At 59.3% G+C, this 16,106-nt stretch carries 18 protein-coding genes; 11 read left to right on the top strand and 7 right to left on the bottom strand.

All coding sequences use genetic code 11. The annotated features are described in order from the left end of the window. Positions 1-44: 44 nt before the first annotated feature. On the bottom strand, positions 45-2,498 hold the full coding sequence (hrpB, locus tag GOW98_RS12940; RefSeq protein ID WP_170333058.1) for an ATP-dependent helicase HrpB: 2,454 nt from the start codon (positions 2,496-2,498) through the stop codon (positions 45-47). A 129-nt stretch (positions 2,499-2,627) separates the two neighbouring features. Here hrpB and meaB point away from each other — a divergent pair, with 129 nt between their 5' ends. The 5 genes from meaB (at position 2,628) to GOW98_RS12915 (ending at position 6,587) form a co-directional block, all read left to right on the top strand. Further along, on the top strand, positions 2,628-3,614 hold the full coding sequence (meaB, locus tag GOW98_RS12935) for a methylmalonyl Co-A mutase-associated GTPase MeaB (protein WP_170332634.1): 987 nt from the start codon (positions 2,628-2,630) through the stop codon (positions 3,612-3,614). A 103-nt stretch (positions 3,615-3,717) separates the two neighbouring features. Continuing rightward, the gene (locus GOW98_RS12930) at positions 3,718-4,902 is read left to right on the top strand and encodes a Hint domain-containing protein (protein ID WP_170332633.1); all 1,185 of its coding nucleotides are present in this window, start codon (positions 3,718-3,720) and stop codon (positions 4,900-4,902) included. 119 nt (positions 4,903-5,021) lie between these two features. Continuing rightward, entirely contained in the window at positions 5,022-5,309 is a 288-nt protein-coding gene (gene rpmB, locus GOW98_RS12925) for a 50S ribosomal protein L28 (RefSeq protein WP_170332632.1), read from the top strand. Positions 5,310-5,667: 358 nt separating this feature from the next. Then, on the top strand, positions 5,668-6,063 hold the full coding sequence (locus tag GOW98_RS12920; RefSeq protein WP_254437997.1) for a hypothetical protein: 396 nt from the start codon (positions 5,668-5,670) through the stop codon (positions 6,061-6,063). Positions 6,064-6,107: 44 nt separating this feature from the next. Then, positions 6,108-6,587, top strand: a complete 480-nt coding sequence (locus GOW98_RS12915) for a copper chaperone PCu(A)C (RefSeq protein ID WP_170332631.1) — start codon at positions 6,108-6,110, stop codon at positions 6,585-6,587. Positions 6,588-6,675: 88 nt separating this feature from the next. Here the strand turns inward: GOW98_RS12915 and GOW98_RS12910 are convergent, their stop codons facing one another. After that, positions 6,676-7,284 carry an HdeD family acid-resistance protein gene (locus tag GOW98_RS12910; RefSeq protein WP_170332629.1) on the bottom strand — a complete coding sequence of 203 codons (609 nt, stop codon included), beginning with the start codon at positions 7,282-7,284 and terminating at the stop codon, positions 6,676-6,678. Between the two features lie 75 nt (positions 7,285-7,359). Then, positions 7,360-8,049 (bottom strand): NAD-dependent deacylase, encoded by a 690-nt coding sequence (locus GOW98_RS12905; RefSeq protein ID WP_170333054.1) that lies wholly within the window; start codon positions 8,047-8,049, stop codon positions 7,360-7,362. A 28-nt stretch (positions 8,050-8,077) separates the two neighbouring features. Here GOW98_RS12905 and GOW98_RS12900 point away from each other — a divergent pair, with 28 nt between their 5' ends. After that, positions 8,078-8,521: a low molecular weight protein-tyrosine-phosphatase gene (locus GOW98_RS12900; protein ID WP_170332627.1), complete on the top strand. Its 444-nt coding sequence runs from the start codon at positions 8,078-8,080 to the stop codon at positions 8,519-8,521. On the opposite strand, the gene GOW98_RS12895 is transcribed toward GOW98_RS12900, so the two are convergent. From GOW98_RS12895 to GOW98_RS12885, 3 genes are all read right to left on the bottom strand, one after another. Next, positions 8,518-9,459, bottom strand: a complete 942-nt coding sequence (locus GOW98_RS12895) for a LysR family transcriptional regulator (protein ID WP_170332625.1) — start codon at positions 9,457-9,459, stop codon at positions 8,518-8,520. The genes GOW98_RS12900 and GOW98_RS12895 overlap by 4 nt on opposite strands. A gap of 66 nt (positions 9,460-9,525) precedes the next feature. Beyond that, complete coding sequence (locus tag GOW98_RS12890) at positions 9,526-9,837, bottom strand: hypothetical protein (protein WP_170332623.1); 312 nt, start codon at positions 9,835-9,837, stop codon at positions 9,526-9,528. Further along, positions 9,834-10,940 (bottom strand): Hint domain-containing protein, encoded by a 1,107-nt coding sequence (locus GOW98_RS12885; protein ID WP_170332622.1) that lies wholly within the window; start codon positions 10,938-10,940, stop codon positions 9,834-9,836. The genes GOW98_RS12890 and GOW98_RS12885 overlap by 4 nt, the downstream gene beginning before the upstream one ends. A 161-nt stretch (positions 10,941-11,101) precedes the next feature. Between GOW98_RS12885 and lepA the strand changes: the two genes are divergently transcribed. Continuing rightward, a complete protein-coding gene (gene lepA / locus GOW98_RS12880; RefSeq protein WP_170332620.1) occupies positions 11,102-12,901 on the top strand; it encodes a translation elongation factor 4 in 1,800 nt (599 codons plus the stop codon). A gap of 28 nt (positions 12,902-12,929) precedes the next feature. Here lepA and GOW98_RS12875 read toward each other — a convergent pair whose 3' ends face one another. Next, complete coding sequence (locus GOW98_RS12875) at positions 12,930-13,877, bottom strand: aldo/keto reductase (RefSeq protein ID WP_170332618.1); 948 nt, start codon at positions 13,875-13,877, stop codon at positions 12,930-12,932. 187 nt (positions 13,878-14,064) lie between these two features. Here GOW98_RS12875 and GOW98_RS12870 point away from each other — a divergent pair, with 187 nt between their 5' ends. From GOW98_RS12870 to GOW98_RS12855, 4 genes are all read left to right on the top strand, one after another. Continuing rightward, positions 14,065-14,385 (top strand): hypothetical protein, encoded by a 321-nt coding sequence (locus tag GOW98_RS12870; protein WP_170332616.1) that lies wholly within the window; start codon positions 14,065-14,067, stop codon positions 14,383-14,385. 112 nt (positions 14,386-14,497) lie between these two features. Beyond that, positions 14,498-14,677 carry a CTP synthetase gene (locus tag GOW98_RS12865; protein ID WP_170332614.1) on the top strand — a complete coding sequence of 60 codons (180 nt, stop codon included), beginning with the start codon at positions 14,498-14,500 and terminating at the stop codon, positions 14,675-14,677. 117 nt (positions 14,678-14,794) lie between these two features. Continuing rightward, positions 14,795-15,280, top strand: a complete 486-nt coding sequence (locus GOW98_RS12860; protein ID WP_170332612.1) for a hypothetical protein — start codon at positions 14,795-14,797, stop codon at positions 15,278-15,280. A 170-nt stretch (positions 15,281-15,450) separates the two neighbouring features. Further along, complete coding sequence (locus tag GOW98_RS12855) at positions 15,451-15,897, top strand: hypothetical protein (RefSeq protein ID WP_170332610.1); 447 nt, start codon at positions 15,451-15,453, stop codon at positions 15,895-15,897. The last annotated feature ends 209 nt before the right edge of the window (positions 15,898-16,106 follow it).

The following is a 16,106-nucleotide window of genomic DNA, read 5'->3' as shown; positions in this document are numbered from 1 at the left end:
CTTTCATCGGCTTGGAGTCTTCGTCGAAAACTCTGAACAAATGGTCAATCGCGGTTTTGTCCCCGCCGCTTGGCGCGCAGGGTGGGATCGGCCTGGGTCGGATCCTCGGGCCAGGGGTGTTTGGGATATTGCGCGCGCATATCCTTGCGGACGTCGGCATAAGACCCCGCCCAGAAACCGGGCAGGTCGCGGGTGATCTGGATTGGTCGCTGCGCCGGGGACAGCAGAGTGATTTTCAGCGCCTCACCCCCTACGACAGGGTGCCGTGTGACACCGAACAGCTCTTGCAGACGCACCGATATTTCAGGCACCGCGCCGCCGTAATCAATCGGCACCTTTCGCCCCAGCGGTGTCTCAAATGATCCCGGCGCACGGCGGTCCAACTCTTGCGTCTGGTTCCAGTCCAGCCGGGCACGCAGGGCGGGCAACAGGTCGAACCGCTTCCACTCCTCGGCATTGCGCACGTTTGAGAGCGTCGGCAGCAACCAGTCTTCTAGGGTATCTGTCAGTCCCTCGATGGTGAAATCGGGCAGGTCCGCGCCCTCGGCCCGTACCAATTCTACGCGGGCGGCAAAACGTGCCGCAGCGTCGCCCAGCCGCAGACTAAGATCGCGCACACCGTCCAGCATGGCTTGCGCTACCGCATCGTCAGGGACGTCTTTCCAGATGCGGTCGCTCAGAGTGATTGCGCCGAGCCGCTCTTGTTGGCGCGCCACCACCCTCCGGTTACGTTTTGACCACTCACAACTGTCGACCCAGTCGATCTGATCCGCAAACAGGTCACGAATTTCGCGTTCCGAGATCTGGGCAGCCATTCGCACGCGCGCCTCACGCGGGTTGCCGTCGGTATCCGTGACCACCAGATAGGGCGCGGCGGCCAGAGTATCGCCAGCAACCAGCACGACCCCTTTGCCGCCGGACAGGACATAGCGTGGCACGTCACCCTTGCGGCGTTGCCCGATCCGGTCGGGATAGGCCAGCGCGGCCACCGAGGCAGGGCTCAGATCGGTGGCGTTGCCTTTGGTACGCAGCCGTTTGGCCTCAGCCTTGATCCGATCTAAGGCACCCGCGTTTACCTGCCAGACTCGATTGCGCTGAAACGCGCGTACGTCGCGCAGCGCTTCCAGCCGTAGCAGCATATCTGCCGGGGCACCTTTAAGCGGATCGCGTTCGGCCATCAGCGCGGCTAATGGCGCAGCGTCCCGCCCGACGCGTTCCAGCATATGCCCCAGACGCGGGTGCAGAGGCAGCGCGGCCAGCGCGCGCCCGTGTTCGGTGATCCGCCCTTTGGTATCCAGCGCGCCGAGCATGTTCAGCAGGGCTTTAGCCTCAGCCATGGTGCCTTCAGGGGGCGGTGTCAGGAAGGCCAGATCGCTCGGTTCTGCGCCCCACAGCGCCAGTTCCAGCGCCAGTCCGGTCAGGTCGGCGGCTTCGATCTCGGCCGGGGGATAGGCGGCCAAAGCACCCTCTTCGCCCTTGGACCACAGCCGATAGCAGACCCCTTCGGCGACACGTCCGGCGCGGCCCGCGCGCTGGGTGGCCTCGGCCCGTGTTACGCGCTCGGTCACCAACCGCGACATGCCCGAGCCCGGATCGAACCGCGCCCGCCGTGCTTGGCCCATGTCGACCACTACGCGGATGTCGGGAATGGTCAGCGAGGTCTCGGCGATCGACGTAGCGAGCACCACTTTGCGGCCTGATTCAACAGGCGCAATTGCGGCGCGCTGGGCGGCGAAGGGCATCGCGCCGAACAGGGGCCTTACTACGCAATCGCCGGATAAACGCCCGGACAAGGCGGCCTCGGCCCGCCGGATTTCGCCTTCACCGGGCAGGAACACTAGTATCCCTCCGCCGGTTTTGCGCGTATCCCGCTCGGCCTGAATCACCAGATCGACCAGAGCGTCCAGCCGCCTTGCCTGCGCCCCCAAAAGACGGTTCAGCCAACGCGTTTCAACCGGATAACTGCGCCCTTCGGAGGTCACCAGAGGCGCCTCCATCAGCCGGCCCACCGGTTCAGCATCCAGCGTTGCGGACATAGCCAGCAGGATCAGATCATCGCGCAGAGCGCCGGTGACCTCTAGGCACAACGCCAGTCCCAGATCGGCGTTCAGGGACCGTTCGTGGAATTCGTCAAAGATCACCGCACCAACGCCCGGCAGGTCGGGCTCGGATTGCAGCATCCGGGTCAGAATGCCCTCGGTGACAACTTCGATCCGCGTGGATTTTGAAACCTTGGCGTCGCCGCGTACGCGGTAACCGACCGTCTCGCCCGCGCGTTGGCCCAGTGTTTCCGCCATCCGTTCTGCGGCGGCGCGCGCGGCCAACCGGCGCGGTTCCAGCATCACGATCTTGCCGTCGCACACGCCCGCTTCAAGCATCGCCAGCGGCACCCGTGTTGTCTTGCCCGCACCCGGAGGCGCCTGCAGCACAGCGCGGCCCGAGGCTTTGAGGGCTGCGAGCAGGTCGGGGATGGCGTCGTCGATGGGCAGGCGTGTCATGCGGGCTTTATCCGCCAACCGTCCGGCAAGGTCCAGTTCCGACAGGCTGCGGCAATTCTCATGGTGCTTGGCACTGGACAAACCCCGTTCCGCTACGCCATCAAGGCGAAAATCGGGTAAGGGACGCGCATGAATACCGCTGAGCTGGGCGACAGGATTTTGAATGGCGAGCGCCGCGCGCTGGCACGGGCGATCACTCTGGTCGAAAGCGGCCGCGATGATCACCGGGCGCAGGCAACCGAGCTGTTGACCCATGTTGCCAAGTCCCAACGACAATCCTTGCGCATTGGTCTGTCGGGGACGCCGGGAGTGGGCAAGTCCACCTTTATCGAAAGCTTCGGCATGATGTTGATCGGGGAAGGGCTGCGCGTTGCGGTTCTGGCGGTCGATCCCAGTTCTGCCCGGTCGGGAGGTTCGATTCTGGGAGACAAAACCCGGATGGAGCGTCTGAGCCGCGAGAAAAATGCCTTTATCCGCCCGTCGCCCAGCCAATCGCATCTGGGTGGTGTCGCCCGCCGCACGCGCGAGGCGATTGCCCTGTGTGAAGCAGCGGCCTTTGACGTGGTTCTGATCGAAACCGTGGGCGTGGGTCAGTCGGAGACCGTGGTGTCCGAAATGTCGGACCTGTTCCTGCTGCTGCTTGCCCCGGCGGGTGGCGATGAGCTGCAGGGCGTCAAACGCGGCATCATGGAGATGGCCGACATGATTCTGGTCAACAAGGCGGACGGAGACCTGAAGGCCACCGCCACTCGCACCTGTGCCGACTACGCGGGTGCTCTGCGCCTGCTGCGCAAACGCCCGCAAGACCCAGAGGGGTTCCCCAAGGCGATGACAGTCTCGGCGGTCGAGGAGCACGGGCTGGAGGGCGCGTGGGCCGAGATGCAGTCCCTCACCCAATCTCGCCGGGATCTGGGTCACTGGGAAACGAACCGGGCGACCCAGGCGCAGTACTGGTTTGAGCAGGAGGTGCGTGCTGCCCTGCTGGCGCAATTGTCCACCGCTCAGGCGCGGGCCGATATGGAACAATTGGGTGCGCAAGTGAGAGCAGGCGGGCTGAGCCCCTCGGCGGCTGCTGAAACCATGCTGTCCTCACTCATTCCCCGTTCAGCGCACTGACTGGCTAAGGCTTGACAGGATCTCTGCCTAAAGTTGTGTTGTGGACTGACGTTGGCGTGGAAACGTGATATTCTGGTGCCCCTGATGTACCGGACCGGTCCAAATGCCCAGAATAACTGGAACAAATAGCGACGACGATATCGACGTTACAGGCAATAGCGGGTCTCTGAATGGAAGTCCGCAAGGGTCTCCGATTGACAATATTCGGGGGCGGGGCGGTGACGACGACATAAACGTCACCAATAGCGTTATCGCCGAAAACGTGATCGGCAACGCCGGAAGTGACACCATAACTGTCACCAATAGCACTGTCGGCGGTCGCATTGCGTCGGGTTCGGATGCAGACACCGTTGACATAAGCGGTTCGACTGTCGGCTCTATTCGGCTGGGCGGCGGCAATGACACCCTGAATTTCAGAAGTACTTCCGTTGGCGGCGATATTCGTGGTGGCAGCGGAACGGATACACTGAACCTGCCGGTGGGGACAGTCATCAACGACAGCACTTTCGGCACCATTACTGTCGAGGATGGTGTCGGCTATTCGGTGTCCAGTGGGACATTTACCCTGCCATCCGGCATTGTGGTGACCTATTCGGCGTTTGAGAACGGCTCGGGAGTTCCGTGTTTCACCCGCGATACCTTGATCCTGACACAGGATAGAGAGCGTTTGATTCAGGCGCTGCGGATAGGGGACATGATCCCCACGATGGAGCACGGATCACAACGTATTCGGTGGATCGGCCGCCGCAGATTTGACCGGTCTGAATTGCTGAAGAATCCGCGCCTTTGGCCGGTACGCATTCTAGCCGGTGCGCTGGGCAACGGGTTACCCAGTCGGGACTTGTTGGTTTCGCGTCAACACCGGATGCTGGTCCAGTCAAAGATCGCAGAACGTATGTTCGGTACGCCCGAAGTGTTAGTCCCGGCGATCAAATTGATCGTTTTGCCTGGGATTTTCGTTGATGAGACTGTGAAAGAGGTTGAGTATTTTCACCTGTTGTTTGATTGTCATCAGGTGATCTTCGCCGAAAATGCCCCGACCGAAAGCCTGTTTACTGGGATTGAGGCCTTAAAATCCCTTGGCGCGGACGCAAGGCGCGAGATTTTTGAGATTTTTCCTGAACTGATCGAAATGAGACTAATACCGAGGCCTGCGCGTCTTATTCCACGCGGACGGCAGCAGGCGCACCTGTTGGAGCGGCACAGAAAGAACAACAAACCGCTGTTGCGGACGAAGATTCACCCTGTCAGTGACGTCGGTTTAAAGAATTCGCGCGATCCGTCTTGACCCTTCCGGCGATTCCCACTACACGCATCCAACCAGTTTTCGGGCGCGACTTCGGGTTGCGCCCCTTGTGATTTGGCCGCGGGTATCACACCGGGCCTCCAGAAACAAAGGAAGAAACCATGTCGCGCCGTTGCGAACTGACCGGAAAAGGCCCGATGACTGGCAACAATGTCAGCCACGCCAAAAACAGAACTCGTCGTCGTTTTCTGCCCAACCTGAACGACGTTACCCTGCAGTCCGAAGCTCTGGGCCGTGGCGTCAAGCTGCGCATCTCGGCGGCTGCTTTGCGTTCGGTTGATCACCGCGGTGGTCTGGACGCGTTCCTGGCAAAAGCTAAGGACGAAGAACTGTCCTCGAACGCGCTGAAAGTGAAAAAGGAAATTGCCAAGGCACAAGCCTCGGCCTAAGCCCTTTTTACTTGCAAAGAATTCAACCCTGTACCGCAAGGTGCAGGGTTTTTTCTTGCGTAAGCTGTTCGTGAAGTGGAACTAAAATTCCTCTTTTGGTGACATTGTTCACATACTATTTGCTCTGCCTGTTTTATGTTTATTCATATTCATCTGACGGAGTTCTATTTCATGTCTTTCAAACTATCTGAAAATCTCTCCCTGTTGGCTGCCTTTGTTGGCAAATCGTTTGGGACATGCTTTCGGATGCAACGACAGGTGAACAGGTTGCATACGAGCCTGACCAAAGGGTCTGTCAAACGTCCCGGCGTGGATAGCTGACACTAAACTCTTCATTGCGGGCTTCAAGCGTATTCGAATGCACTTGAAGCCCGCTTTGCGTCCGGCCTATATCTGGCGCAGCATGAAAGCCGCTCTGAACAGATTTCTGCCTATAGCACTGTCGCTGCTCGTTTTTCTGACGGGGCAGGGGGTGGCCGCATCGCGCGGGATGGACAGAGCGGTGGGGCAGATGGTGCTGTGCACCGGTTCCGGTCCGGCGGTGGTCTATATGGACGCCGAGGGCCAACCAACGCATCCCCCGCATTTCTGTCCCGATTATGCGCTGACACTGCTGGGGGCGATTGCAGTCGCATCACCTGGTTTGCCCGAGGCACCGGAGACAGGACGGCCCGCGCCCCTGCGTAAGGTCGAGAACTTAATCGCTCTTCCGGTTCCTAACAGGCCAGCGCGTGCGCCTCCCGACCATTTCTAAGAACTTTCTTTTTCCTATCAGATATCTAAGCAAGGAGAGGCGCAATGTCCCTCAAATCCAAACTGTTGGCCACATTGGCTGCTGCAACTCTGGCCACAACTGCATTTGCACAGGATGCAATTTCCGTTGATGACGCTTATGCCCGATCGTCGGGTAAATCGGCCAAGGCAGGCGCGGCCTTCATGAATATCCAGAACACCGGGGAAGCTGACGATCGGTTGATCGGTGCGGAATCGGACGCGGCTGCTCGGGTCGAACTGCATACTCACCAAGTCGATGACAATGGCGTGGCCAAGATGGTGCATGTTGAGGAAGGCTTTGTTATTCCGGCCGGCGAAACCCACATGCTAAAACGAGGTGGCGACCATGTGATGTTCATGGGCCTGACCGCTCCGTTCGAGCAGGGTGCGACGGTTCCCGTGACCCTGATCTTTGAGAAGGCGGGCGAGATCGAGATCGAGGTTCCTGTCGATCTGGAGCGTCAGGACAAAGGTGGCCACGGATCGCATTCGCATTCGAACTGAGGCTACGCCTGTCTTCGAGCCGCTCTGCGGCCGTCATCCATGTGTCAGGTCGGGCTTTGCCCGGCCTGTTTGCGTTCGGGTGGATGGATCAGCGATTGACCACCCGCATCGCCACGCGGTCATGGGCGCGCTTGAACCGAGCGGTCAGCCAGAACATCACGGCTGAGACGGCCAGTGCTCCGAAGGCGATCGCCCAGCCAAGCGCCACCATGCCGCCACCGGGCCAGAAGATAAGCACCAGCCCGATTATCAGCGCTACAACCCCTGAATTGCGGACCGAAGCGGCATCGGGGTGTTGATTCGACATCTGTCGCCAGGCCATCAGAGAACCGATCCCCATGATCAGTGCCCACGCACCCAGAAGGAAAAAGGCCAGCCGGGCCACGCCCTCGGGCCAGATCAACAGCACCAGTCCGATTAGCAGGGCGCCGATACCCACACCGCCGATCAATCCGCGCCGGCCGAAGCCCAGCAGAGTCAGGCCGCCGTCGAAAATCAGTAACAGCCCGACAAGCCGCAGCAAGAGTGAGATGCTGCCCGTTGGCCAAAACAGCGCTGCAATGCCCAACGCCCCGGCCAGAATGCCGCGCAGAAGAAACGTCCACCACAGCCCTGCTAATTGGTCTCCCAACGAATCGCGGCCGTCCAGGCTGCCGTCGTCCAGGATTTCTTCGCGTGGAAACTGGGGGTCTGTCATGATGCTCTCCCGGCGTGTTAGGCTTTCATTATAAACAGGAAAATCCGTTGCTGTCTGCGGAGATTACGATCAGGGCTACCCCAGTAATCCCTCTACCCAGCTCGGGACGGTTTCTGACGCGGGGCCGAGGATGACTTGATCAAAACTGGACGCCCCATCCGAGGGGGCGAGGTTTAGCTCGACGGTTTGTGCGCCGCTCATACGGGCCTCGTGCACGAAGGCGGCGGCGGGATAAACCTGGCCGGAGGTGCCGATCGCCGCGAACAGAGTCGCACTGGCCAAATGGTCGTAGATTGCGTCCATGTGATACGGCATCTCGCCAAACCAAACTACATCCGGTCGCGCCGAAGGAATGTTGCACGCCGGACAACGCTCACCCACTACCATTTCGGGGGGCGAGGTCCAACGATGCCCACATGCCGCACAGAGCGCCCCGGCCAGCGTGCCATGCATGTGGATCAAGTTTTGAGCGCCGCCGGCCTCGTGCAGGCTGTCAACATTTTGGGTGACGATCACCACTTCTCCACGAAAATCTCGTTGCAGACGGGCTAGCGCCTTGTGCGCCTCGTTCGGTGGGGCCTCGGCAGCCTGCACCCGGCGGGCATTGTAAAACCCGTGAACCAATGCCGGGTCGCGGGCAAAGCCTTCGGGCGTGGCGACATCTTCGATGCGGTGTTTGGCCCAAAGACCGTCTTCGTCGCGGAATGTACCCAGCCCGCTTTCGGCGGAGATTCCGGCCCCTGTCAGAATGACGATCTTTTCCATCTTGGCCTCACGCGTTACACCTTTGCCCATGACCCACCGTATCCTCTTTGTCTGTCTGGGCAATATCTGCCGTTCTCCCGCCGCCGAGGGCGTGTTTCGCGCCCGGGTGCCTGATTGTCAGACCGACAGTGCCGGGACCTCGGGCTGGCATATCGGCGAGCCGCCTTATGGGCCGATGCAGGCGGCGGCGCGAGCGCGGGGTATCGACCTGAGCGATCTGCGGGCGCGGCAATTCGAGGCCGAGGATTTTAACCGGTTCGACCTGATCGTCGGTATGGACGCTGAGAACATCAAAAACATCGAAGCCTTGCGACCCGCAGGAAACGATACTCCGGTGCGCATGCTGACCGATTTCGCGCCTCAGACAGGGGCTGATCATGTGCCTGACCCCTATTATACGCGGGATTTCGACGGGGCGTTGGACCTGATTGAGGCCGCGGTCGCAGGGCTCGGCGCGTACTTGCGGGCTTAACCCATCACCTTCAGGCGGTCGGTGAGCCATGGCAACTGCGCCAGTGCCGGATCGACGATCTGGTTGCGCATCAGGCGACGCATCATGCCCGCGACTTCTTGAGGAACCTGATCGGACCAGTCGGTGCGAGTGAACAGGGAAATCGTGCGCGCAAAGTCTCCGAAAGGGGCGGGGTGGGCTTCGAGCGCGTCATGGAAACGAGTGGCTCGCATATAACCCAACGGAGTTGTGATGGCCCAGCCAAGGCCGCGCGCGACCATCGCCATCAGGGCCAGATGCGAGCCGATTTCGAACCGCTCTTCGTATTCCAGTCGCTGCCGGGCCAGATGAGCCTCGATCTGGCGGCTGATCAGTTGTTCGCGGGCATAGCGGAGAAAGGGCAGGTCCTGAACGGCGTTCTCAACGCCTTTGGGCGTCACCAGAATGAACGGATCCTGCACCAATGGGTATTCGACCACGCCCTCCAGCACCTCACCGGAATGAGCCGACACCATCAGATGCAGGCGCTGGGCCTCAAGCTCTTCGAACAAATCCAGGCTGGGCAGGGTGAGCAGCTTGAAGTTCGAACGGGTCAAACTGTCGGCCAGAAGAGTTGCCAGCCGTGGGGTCAGGTCATTGTCGAAATCGTCGATCAACCCAATCGACAGGGTGGTCAGGTGCCCCAAATCCATCACGGTCAACTCGCTCTGGGCCATCTGCAACTCGGCCAGCACCGCCTCGGTCCGGGCCAGAAAGCTGCGCCCCGCCTGCGTCAGCCGCATCGGGCGGCGTCCGTGATCGACCAATTCGGTCCCCAGAGCGTTTTCCAGATTGCGCAATTGCTGAGACACCGAAGGCTGGCTGAGCCCCGTGATCTCGGCGGCTTGCGCCACCGATCCCGTCCGCGCTAAGGCCTCGAACACTTCGAGCCCGCGCAGGGTCAGCCCTTTCATAACCATCAGATATCCCTTTCGCTGCGCCTTTTCTGGGGCGCAGTGCGGATCAGGTCAAGGATTGAGATTAGCTTAGCTGCAGATCGCCTGCGCCATCTGGCCGAAGTTCCGATACCGATCCCACAGCGCATCATCGTGTGCGGTTTGCGACATCTTCAATTCTTGCGCCTGATGGGGGTCGGTAAACCACTTGGCGACCGTTTTTTGATCGCTGCGGGTAAGCGCCTGATTGGCGACACGCTGGATGCAGCTGCACCGGTCACGTGTTGCTGCCGTACGGTCGGACGCCAGACATGCGCGTTTGATTTGTGCCGCCTCGACAGCCTGCGGTACCACGGTCGAGATCGACGTGGCACAGAGTGCGATTAGGAGGAACTGTTTCATGCTCGAGCCTCGTTTTTGCCTGCCCGGAGAAATCTATCGTCTCTCTCGGTCTGGGCGGGAGTATGAATCAAACGGCCCCTTGGATCAATGGACAAGATTTTCTGCAGTAAAAACGTGGCGTCGCGACGTCTCAGGGCCAGCCTGGCAGTCTGCGTCGCGTGTGAGTTTTGCACGGCGAGATCGGGGAAAAAGAGAGCGTCAGGGTCATCACTCGCGCCCAAGGGCGTCGCAAGGAGGCTTTCAGAAGCCGCGCCGTTGGCTTTGATTACCGAGTGCTGATCCAACAGAAGGTGATGATAGCAGGTCGTTTTTTCGCCCGACAGCCCGGCGAGGCCGACGTCCACAAAACTGATGGCCGGAACAAAAACCTCGGACATGCCAAAATGCAGTTCGGCAAGGGAATGGGTGAAAAGCAGCCTGTGCTGTTGCGACACGAAAAGCGGTGCAAAGTTCGAAAGCACACCGCCGGGGATTTCAACCATTCTGAAGCGCCCCGTCGCGATCACGCTCTGCGATCCGATCCACCGTACAGGGGCATACCCATCGTCCTGTGTCCAAACCCTATCGCCAGGGTTTATCTTCTCAATCGGAATGTCCCCCTGATCAGTGCGTATCAGTGTCCCGCGGCTGTAACAAATGGGTGTGACATAATCAGCGGCCTCAAAACTAGGTCCTTCCTGCGTGCCAACGACGATCAGTTCCACACCGGCCGGTGGAAACGCACCCGGGCCACCGATGAAGGCCAGGCCCTCCACCGTTCCATAGGCCGGGGATGAGTTGTTCACATTGAACGCAACGGCTTGATAGTTGTTCTCACCGTCCGTCAGCGTGATGCCATATTCGGCTTCGACCCGAGTGCCATCAGTGAACAATACCCCGTCAATCGTTTGATCCCCATCCAATCTCTGATCGCCGTCATTATCGGAAAAACTGGCGTCGCTTCCTGCATCGGTGATGAACACTTCGGTGGCCGAGCGCGAGTCGATCGTGATGGTTTGACTAATAAGGTGCGAGCCATCACCTTGAGTTATGCCGTCAAGCCCCTGCGCCAACGAGATCGACAGCTGACTTTCACCAAGCACAAAGATGGAATAGTCTGCCATGTTCTATACTGCTCTTTAGTCGTGTTTGGGTTTGTTGGTAGCAAAATTGCCCTCAGACCTCAATTTACTGTAAATACGGTTGGCCAATAACGCGCTCTGTGTGTGTTTTCAGCGCGCTTCCCGGCTTGACGAGGGGCCAATCTACGGACATATCCCGATCCATGACAGACCTCGCTCATATCCGCAATTTCTCCATCGTCGCGCATATCGACCATGGCAAATCCACCCTTGCTGACCGGCTCATCCAAGAGACCGGAACGGTTAAGGATCGCGACATGAAGGAACAGCTGCTCGACAGCATGGATATCGAGCGTGAGCGTGGCATCACCATCAAGGCCAACACGGTTCGCATCGACTATACCGCCGACAATGGCGAGCAATATGTGCTGAACCTGATCGACACCCCCGGCCACGTGGACTTTGCCTATGAGGTCAGCCGCTCCATGCGCGCGGTCGAAGGCTCGCTGTTGGTCGTGGACTCGACCCAAGGGGTCGAGGCGCAGACGCTGGCGAACGTGTACCAAGCCATCGACGCCGACCATGAAATCGTGCCGGTGCTCAACAAAATCGACTTGCCCGCGTCCGATTGTGACCGTGTGGCCGAACAGATTGAGGATGTGATCGGCATAGACGCGACCGACGCCATTCAGGTCAGCGCCAAGACAGGGCAGGGCATCCACGAAACGCTTGAGGCCATCGTTACCCATCTGCCCGCTCCGCAGGGTACTCTGGACGCGCCGCTCAAGGCGATGCTGGTGGATTCGTGGTACGACGCCTATCTCGGCGTTATCGTTCTGGTCCGCATCATGGATGGCACGCTGAAAAAGGGCATGCGGGTCAAGTTCATGTCGAACGGCACCCTGCACCATGTGGACCGGGTCGGCGTTTTCCGTCCCGAGATGGAGATGGTCGACAACCTTGGCCCCGGTGAGATCGGCTTCCTGACAGCCTCGATCAAACAGGTCCGCGACACCCGCGTCGGTGACACCATCACCAATGACCGTAACGGAACTAAGGTTGCTCTGCCGGGCTTCAAACCCGCGCAGCCGGTGGTGTTCTGTGGCCTCTTCCCGGTGGACAGCGCCGAATTCGAAGACCTGCGCGACGCGATCGAAAAACTGGCCCTGAACGACGCCTCATTCTCGTACGAAATGGAAACCTCGGCCGCGCTGGGCTTTGGCTTCCGCTGCGGATTCCTCGGCCTGCTGCACCTTGAGGTCATCCGCGACCGCATCGAACGCGAATATGATATCGAGCTGATCACCACCGCGCCGTCGGTGATCTACCACGTCTTCATGAAAGACGGTGAGATGATCGAGCTGCACAACCCCGCCGACATGCCGGATCTGTCGAAGGTCGACCACCTTGAGGAACCGCGCATCAAGGCGACCATTCTGGTGCCCGACGAATACCTGGGCGACGTACTGAAACTGTGTCAGGACCGCCGCGGCATCCAGATGGACCTGACCTATGCGGGCAGCCGCGCCATGGTCGTCTATGACCTGCCGCTGAACGAGGTCGTCTTCGACTTCTACGACCGCCTGAAATCGGTGACCAAGGGCTATGCCTCGTTCGACTATCAGATGACCGGGTATCGTGAGGACGCGCTGGTCAAGATGTCGATCCTTGTGAATGACGAGCCTGTGGATGCGCTGTCGACCATGGTTCACCGCGACCGGGCCGAGATGCGGGGGCGGGCGATGTGCGAAAAGCTCAAGGACCTGATCCCGCGCCACATGTTCAAAATCCCGATCCAGGCCGCCATCGGAGGCAAGGTCATCGCGCGCGAGACCCTCTCGGCGCTGCGCAAGGACGTGACCGCGAAGTGTTACGGCGGCGACGCCACGCGGAAACGCAAACTGCTGGACAAGCAGAAGGCCGGTAAGAAAAAGATGCGCCAGTTCGGGAAGGTGGATATCCCGCAGGAGGCGTTTATTTCAGCTTTGAAGATGGACAGCTAAGGCTGTCCTTCCTCTCCGTTGATCGGTTCTATACGGCCTCAGGATCAGCGTCACTCTGACCAAGTTCCGCGAGTTCACTCCAAACCGCTCTTGGGATATCCCAATCCGCCCATTCGAGTGTTTGTCTAACATGCTGTGGCCAAGTCACTCCACACACCGTTGACGCTATTTTTGCGTCCTGCATCGAGAATTGCAGCGCTAAGGCGCCTAGGGGCACGTCATAGCGGGCACAGATTTCCTCAACCGCGCGCACAGGTGCGAGCGTTTCTTCTGTTGCTGGCCGATAGACGTAGAAATGATGGATTGCGCTGCCTCTGGCCAAGATTCCGCCGGAGTAAGGCGCTGCGTTTAACACCGTAATGTCCTTCGAGTTGGCCAGTTCGATCAACGGCGCCGCATTCATGTTTACAAGCGTGTGCCGGTTGTGAGTCATCACCACGTCGAAATCCCGTTCGCGCAGCATTGGCATCAACACATCCAACTGCCCGCCCGCCAGACCAACTGCAGTTGCCAATCCTTCCTCTTTAATTTTAAATAATTCGTCCAGCGCACCTCCGCTGCGGGTAATCTCAGTTACGTCACCAGCGTATTCCGGGTCGTGCAGATGAAGGATGTCCACGCGATCTACCTCAAGAGCCTTGAGGCTTTGTTCAAAGGACCGCCGCGCTTGGGCGGCGTCGAAAACACTCGTTTCCATGTCACGGTCTACTTTTGTGGACAGAACGCGGCCTTTCGGCCAGCCACCGAGTTCACGGATGACACTCCCGATGCGCTCCTCGCTACGCCCCAACGCATAGCCTCGGGCGGTGTCGATAAACCCGTCGGGCCGGGCAAGTATGGCACGTATGGTCTCGCGCGCCCTATTCTCATCAACTTCGTAACCGTAAATCTGTGGAATGTTGCCTATACCGGTTGATCCAAAGCCAATTCGTGGGATTCGCACTCCGGTTTGACCTATTTCGCAAAGTGTTGTCATTGCACCTCTCCCCAGTCGTATATGAATAATTGAATTTTGAACAGGTCGACCCATCACTGCAAGTTCGGGGGCAAAAAAACACAAGAAGAAAAGCGAGAATGGAACCTGAAACTGTGACCCACCTCACAGCCGTAAATCAGCCCATCTGTTACAGTTGACCTAACGGCAACCTGTGCAGGAGGCCCCTATGTCCACATCGCTCGTTCCCCTTATCGCTTTTGGATCAGCAGGCCTTTATTCCGTTGCCATGATCGCGATGAAGTTCTGGTGGAAAATCCCCGGTGTTGGCCTCAGCCTGCTGATCGTCGCGACCCTGCTGGCCGCCGCAACGCTAGAACTCGCCGCCCTGCGCGAGGAGCGGCTGGGCATCATCTATACCGGCATTCTGGGGGCCGAAGTCATCCTGATCGCCATCGCCTCGTACTTTCTGTTTGGCGAAAACTTCTCTTATCGCGAAGCCGTGGGGATTGCCCTTGTCCTGGTTGGCACGGCGCTGGCATGGGCCTGATTGCGCCGCGCTATTTTGCCTGAAATCAACCGGCAGTCTGACCCAGATCAAGGACCGCTTTCAGCCTCGGTACTAGCGTCCCCGGAAACACACTGAAAAACACGAGGCCCCCATGTCGCCCCTGACGCTGATCCTTCACATCTTCCTTGGTTCCACCCTTGCCGGGTGCGCGGTTATTGCGGTGCTGGTCATGGGGCACGCCGCGTGGACAACTCTGCTGATCGCGGCGGTTGTTGGCTTTGTGGCGGCGTTCCCTGTCTCGTTTCTGGTGGCTCGCAAGCTCGAAGGCTGAGCGCCCAGTTTAGACGCAAAGAACGGAATGTGTTATCCTCCGCGCGGGGGACCGCGTTCAGGCGGTTTTATTTTTCAAATGCTTGCAACGCCTGCCCCTCAGAAATGAGAGGTTATTATGCACAAGTTCTTAATTGCGACCGCAACCACAGCCCTGACGCTCGGCTTGTCCGGAGGTCTGGCCGTAGCCGAGACCCATGACGCCGCAGGCAAGGGCATGGGGATGAATGCGAATGAGGTCTACGGTATCGCGGACGGGCATGCGGTGGTGAAAACGCAGACCAATTATGACAGTTTCGAGGTCGCAGCCGGCCACCCTCTGGAGGGGGCGTCAGGCGCGTGTTTCGGCGCGCTGCTGGTCAATGGGGCCGGGGTCTCGGGCACCGGAAATTGTGTGTTCGACACTGCCGCAGGGGAAAAGGCGGTGATGACATGGGTTGCCTCGGGGTTCGGTGCGGATGGCGCTTTGACCGGGGACTGGACCGTCTCGGGCGGCTCGGGCAATTGGGCGAGCGCAACGGGCGGAGGGACATTCTCATCCCTGACCGACCCGGACACCAAGAAATTTGTGAACACGATCACTGGCAGTTTAACGGTGGAATAGGCTAAACCTCACAATGGGTTAAGGCGGGGTTTGTGGCCCCGCCTGTTGTAGCCGTCTTAGGGTTCAGTGAACCAATCATGAAGTTTCCCTTAGGTAAGTTGTAACCGGCTTTCTCGCTCCCAATCTGATCAGCAGGCCAAGGACGGCCACAGCTTTGGAGGAGAGAGCCAATGACCAGATACATGACTGCCGGAGCAGCCGCTCTGGCCGCGACCCTCACCCTAGGAACAGCCGCTTTGGCCGACGCACCGGACCTGCGCGGCACATGGCTGGGGTCGTACACGACCGTTTCGCCAACCCATGCCCATCGTGGTGAAGAGCCGCGTTTCAACCAAGCTGAGTGGATGCTGGATATCCAGATTCAGGAGGAAAACGTTTTTTGGGGCCCCAGCAAGTGGCGGCGTGACGGCGATACTGAATGGAACGTGAATGAGGCCACCGGGACCATCAGCCTCGATGGGTCGGGTAGCATCGGGATCGTCGAAACCTCACCGCTGGTCATTGGCGCGAATGCGTTGATCGATGCCCGGTACGAAGAGGGTAAAATCTATGCGGATTTCCGTAGCCTGCGTAACGGAACGACCTACAGCACCGTTCTGGAACGTCAGGTGAACTGAAGCGTATCTGGCCTGGTCGGTCTGTAGGGGGTGCTGGCGGCAGTCTGCCGCAGCGTGTAAACGGTAATCCCGGCCGGGCCAGAACGTTTCTCAGGAAGCGGAAACAAAGTCTCCAACGGGAGGGAGACGGGTCGGACGCGCTTCGTCCTGCCTGCGACAAGGTTTGGATCGGCCTGTGCCGGTTTACGGCGTAAACTGGCGTTGGCCGC

It is taken from the genome of Ruegeria arenilitoris (assembly GCF_013032445.1).
GTDB classification, from domain to species: domain Bacteria; phylum Pseudomonadota; class Alphaproteobacteria; order Rhodobacterales; family Rhodobacteraceae; genus Ruegeria; species Ruegeria arenilitoris_F.
The sequence above is the reverse complement of the archived record's forward strand: the minus strand, read 5'-3'. Positions and strand labels throughout refer to the sequence as shown.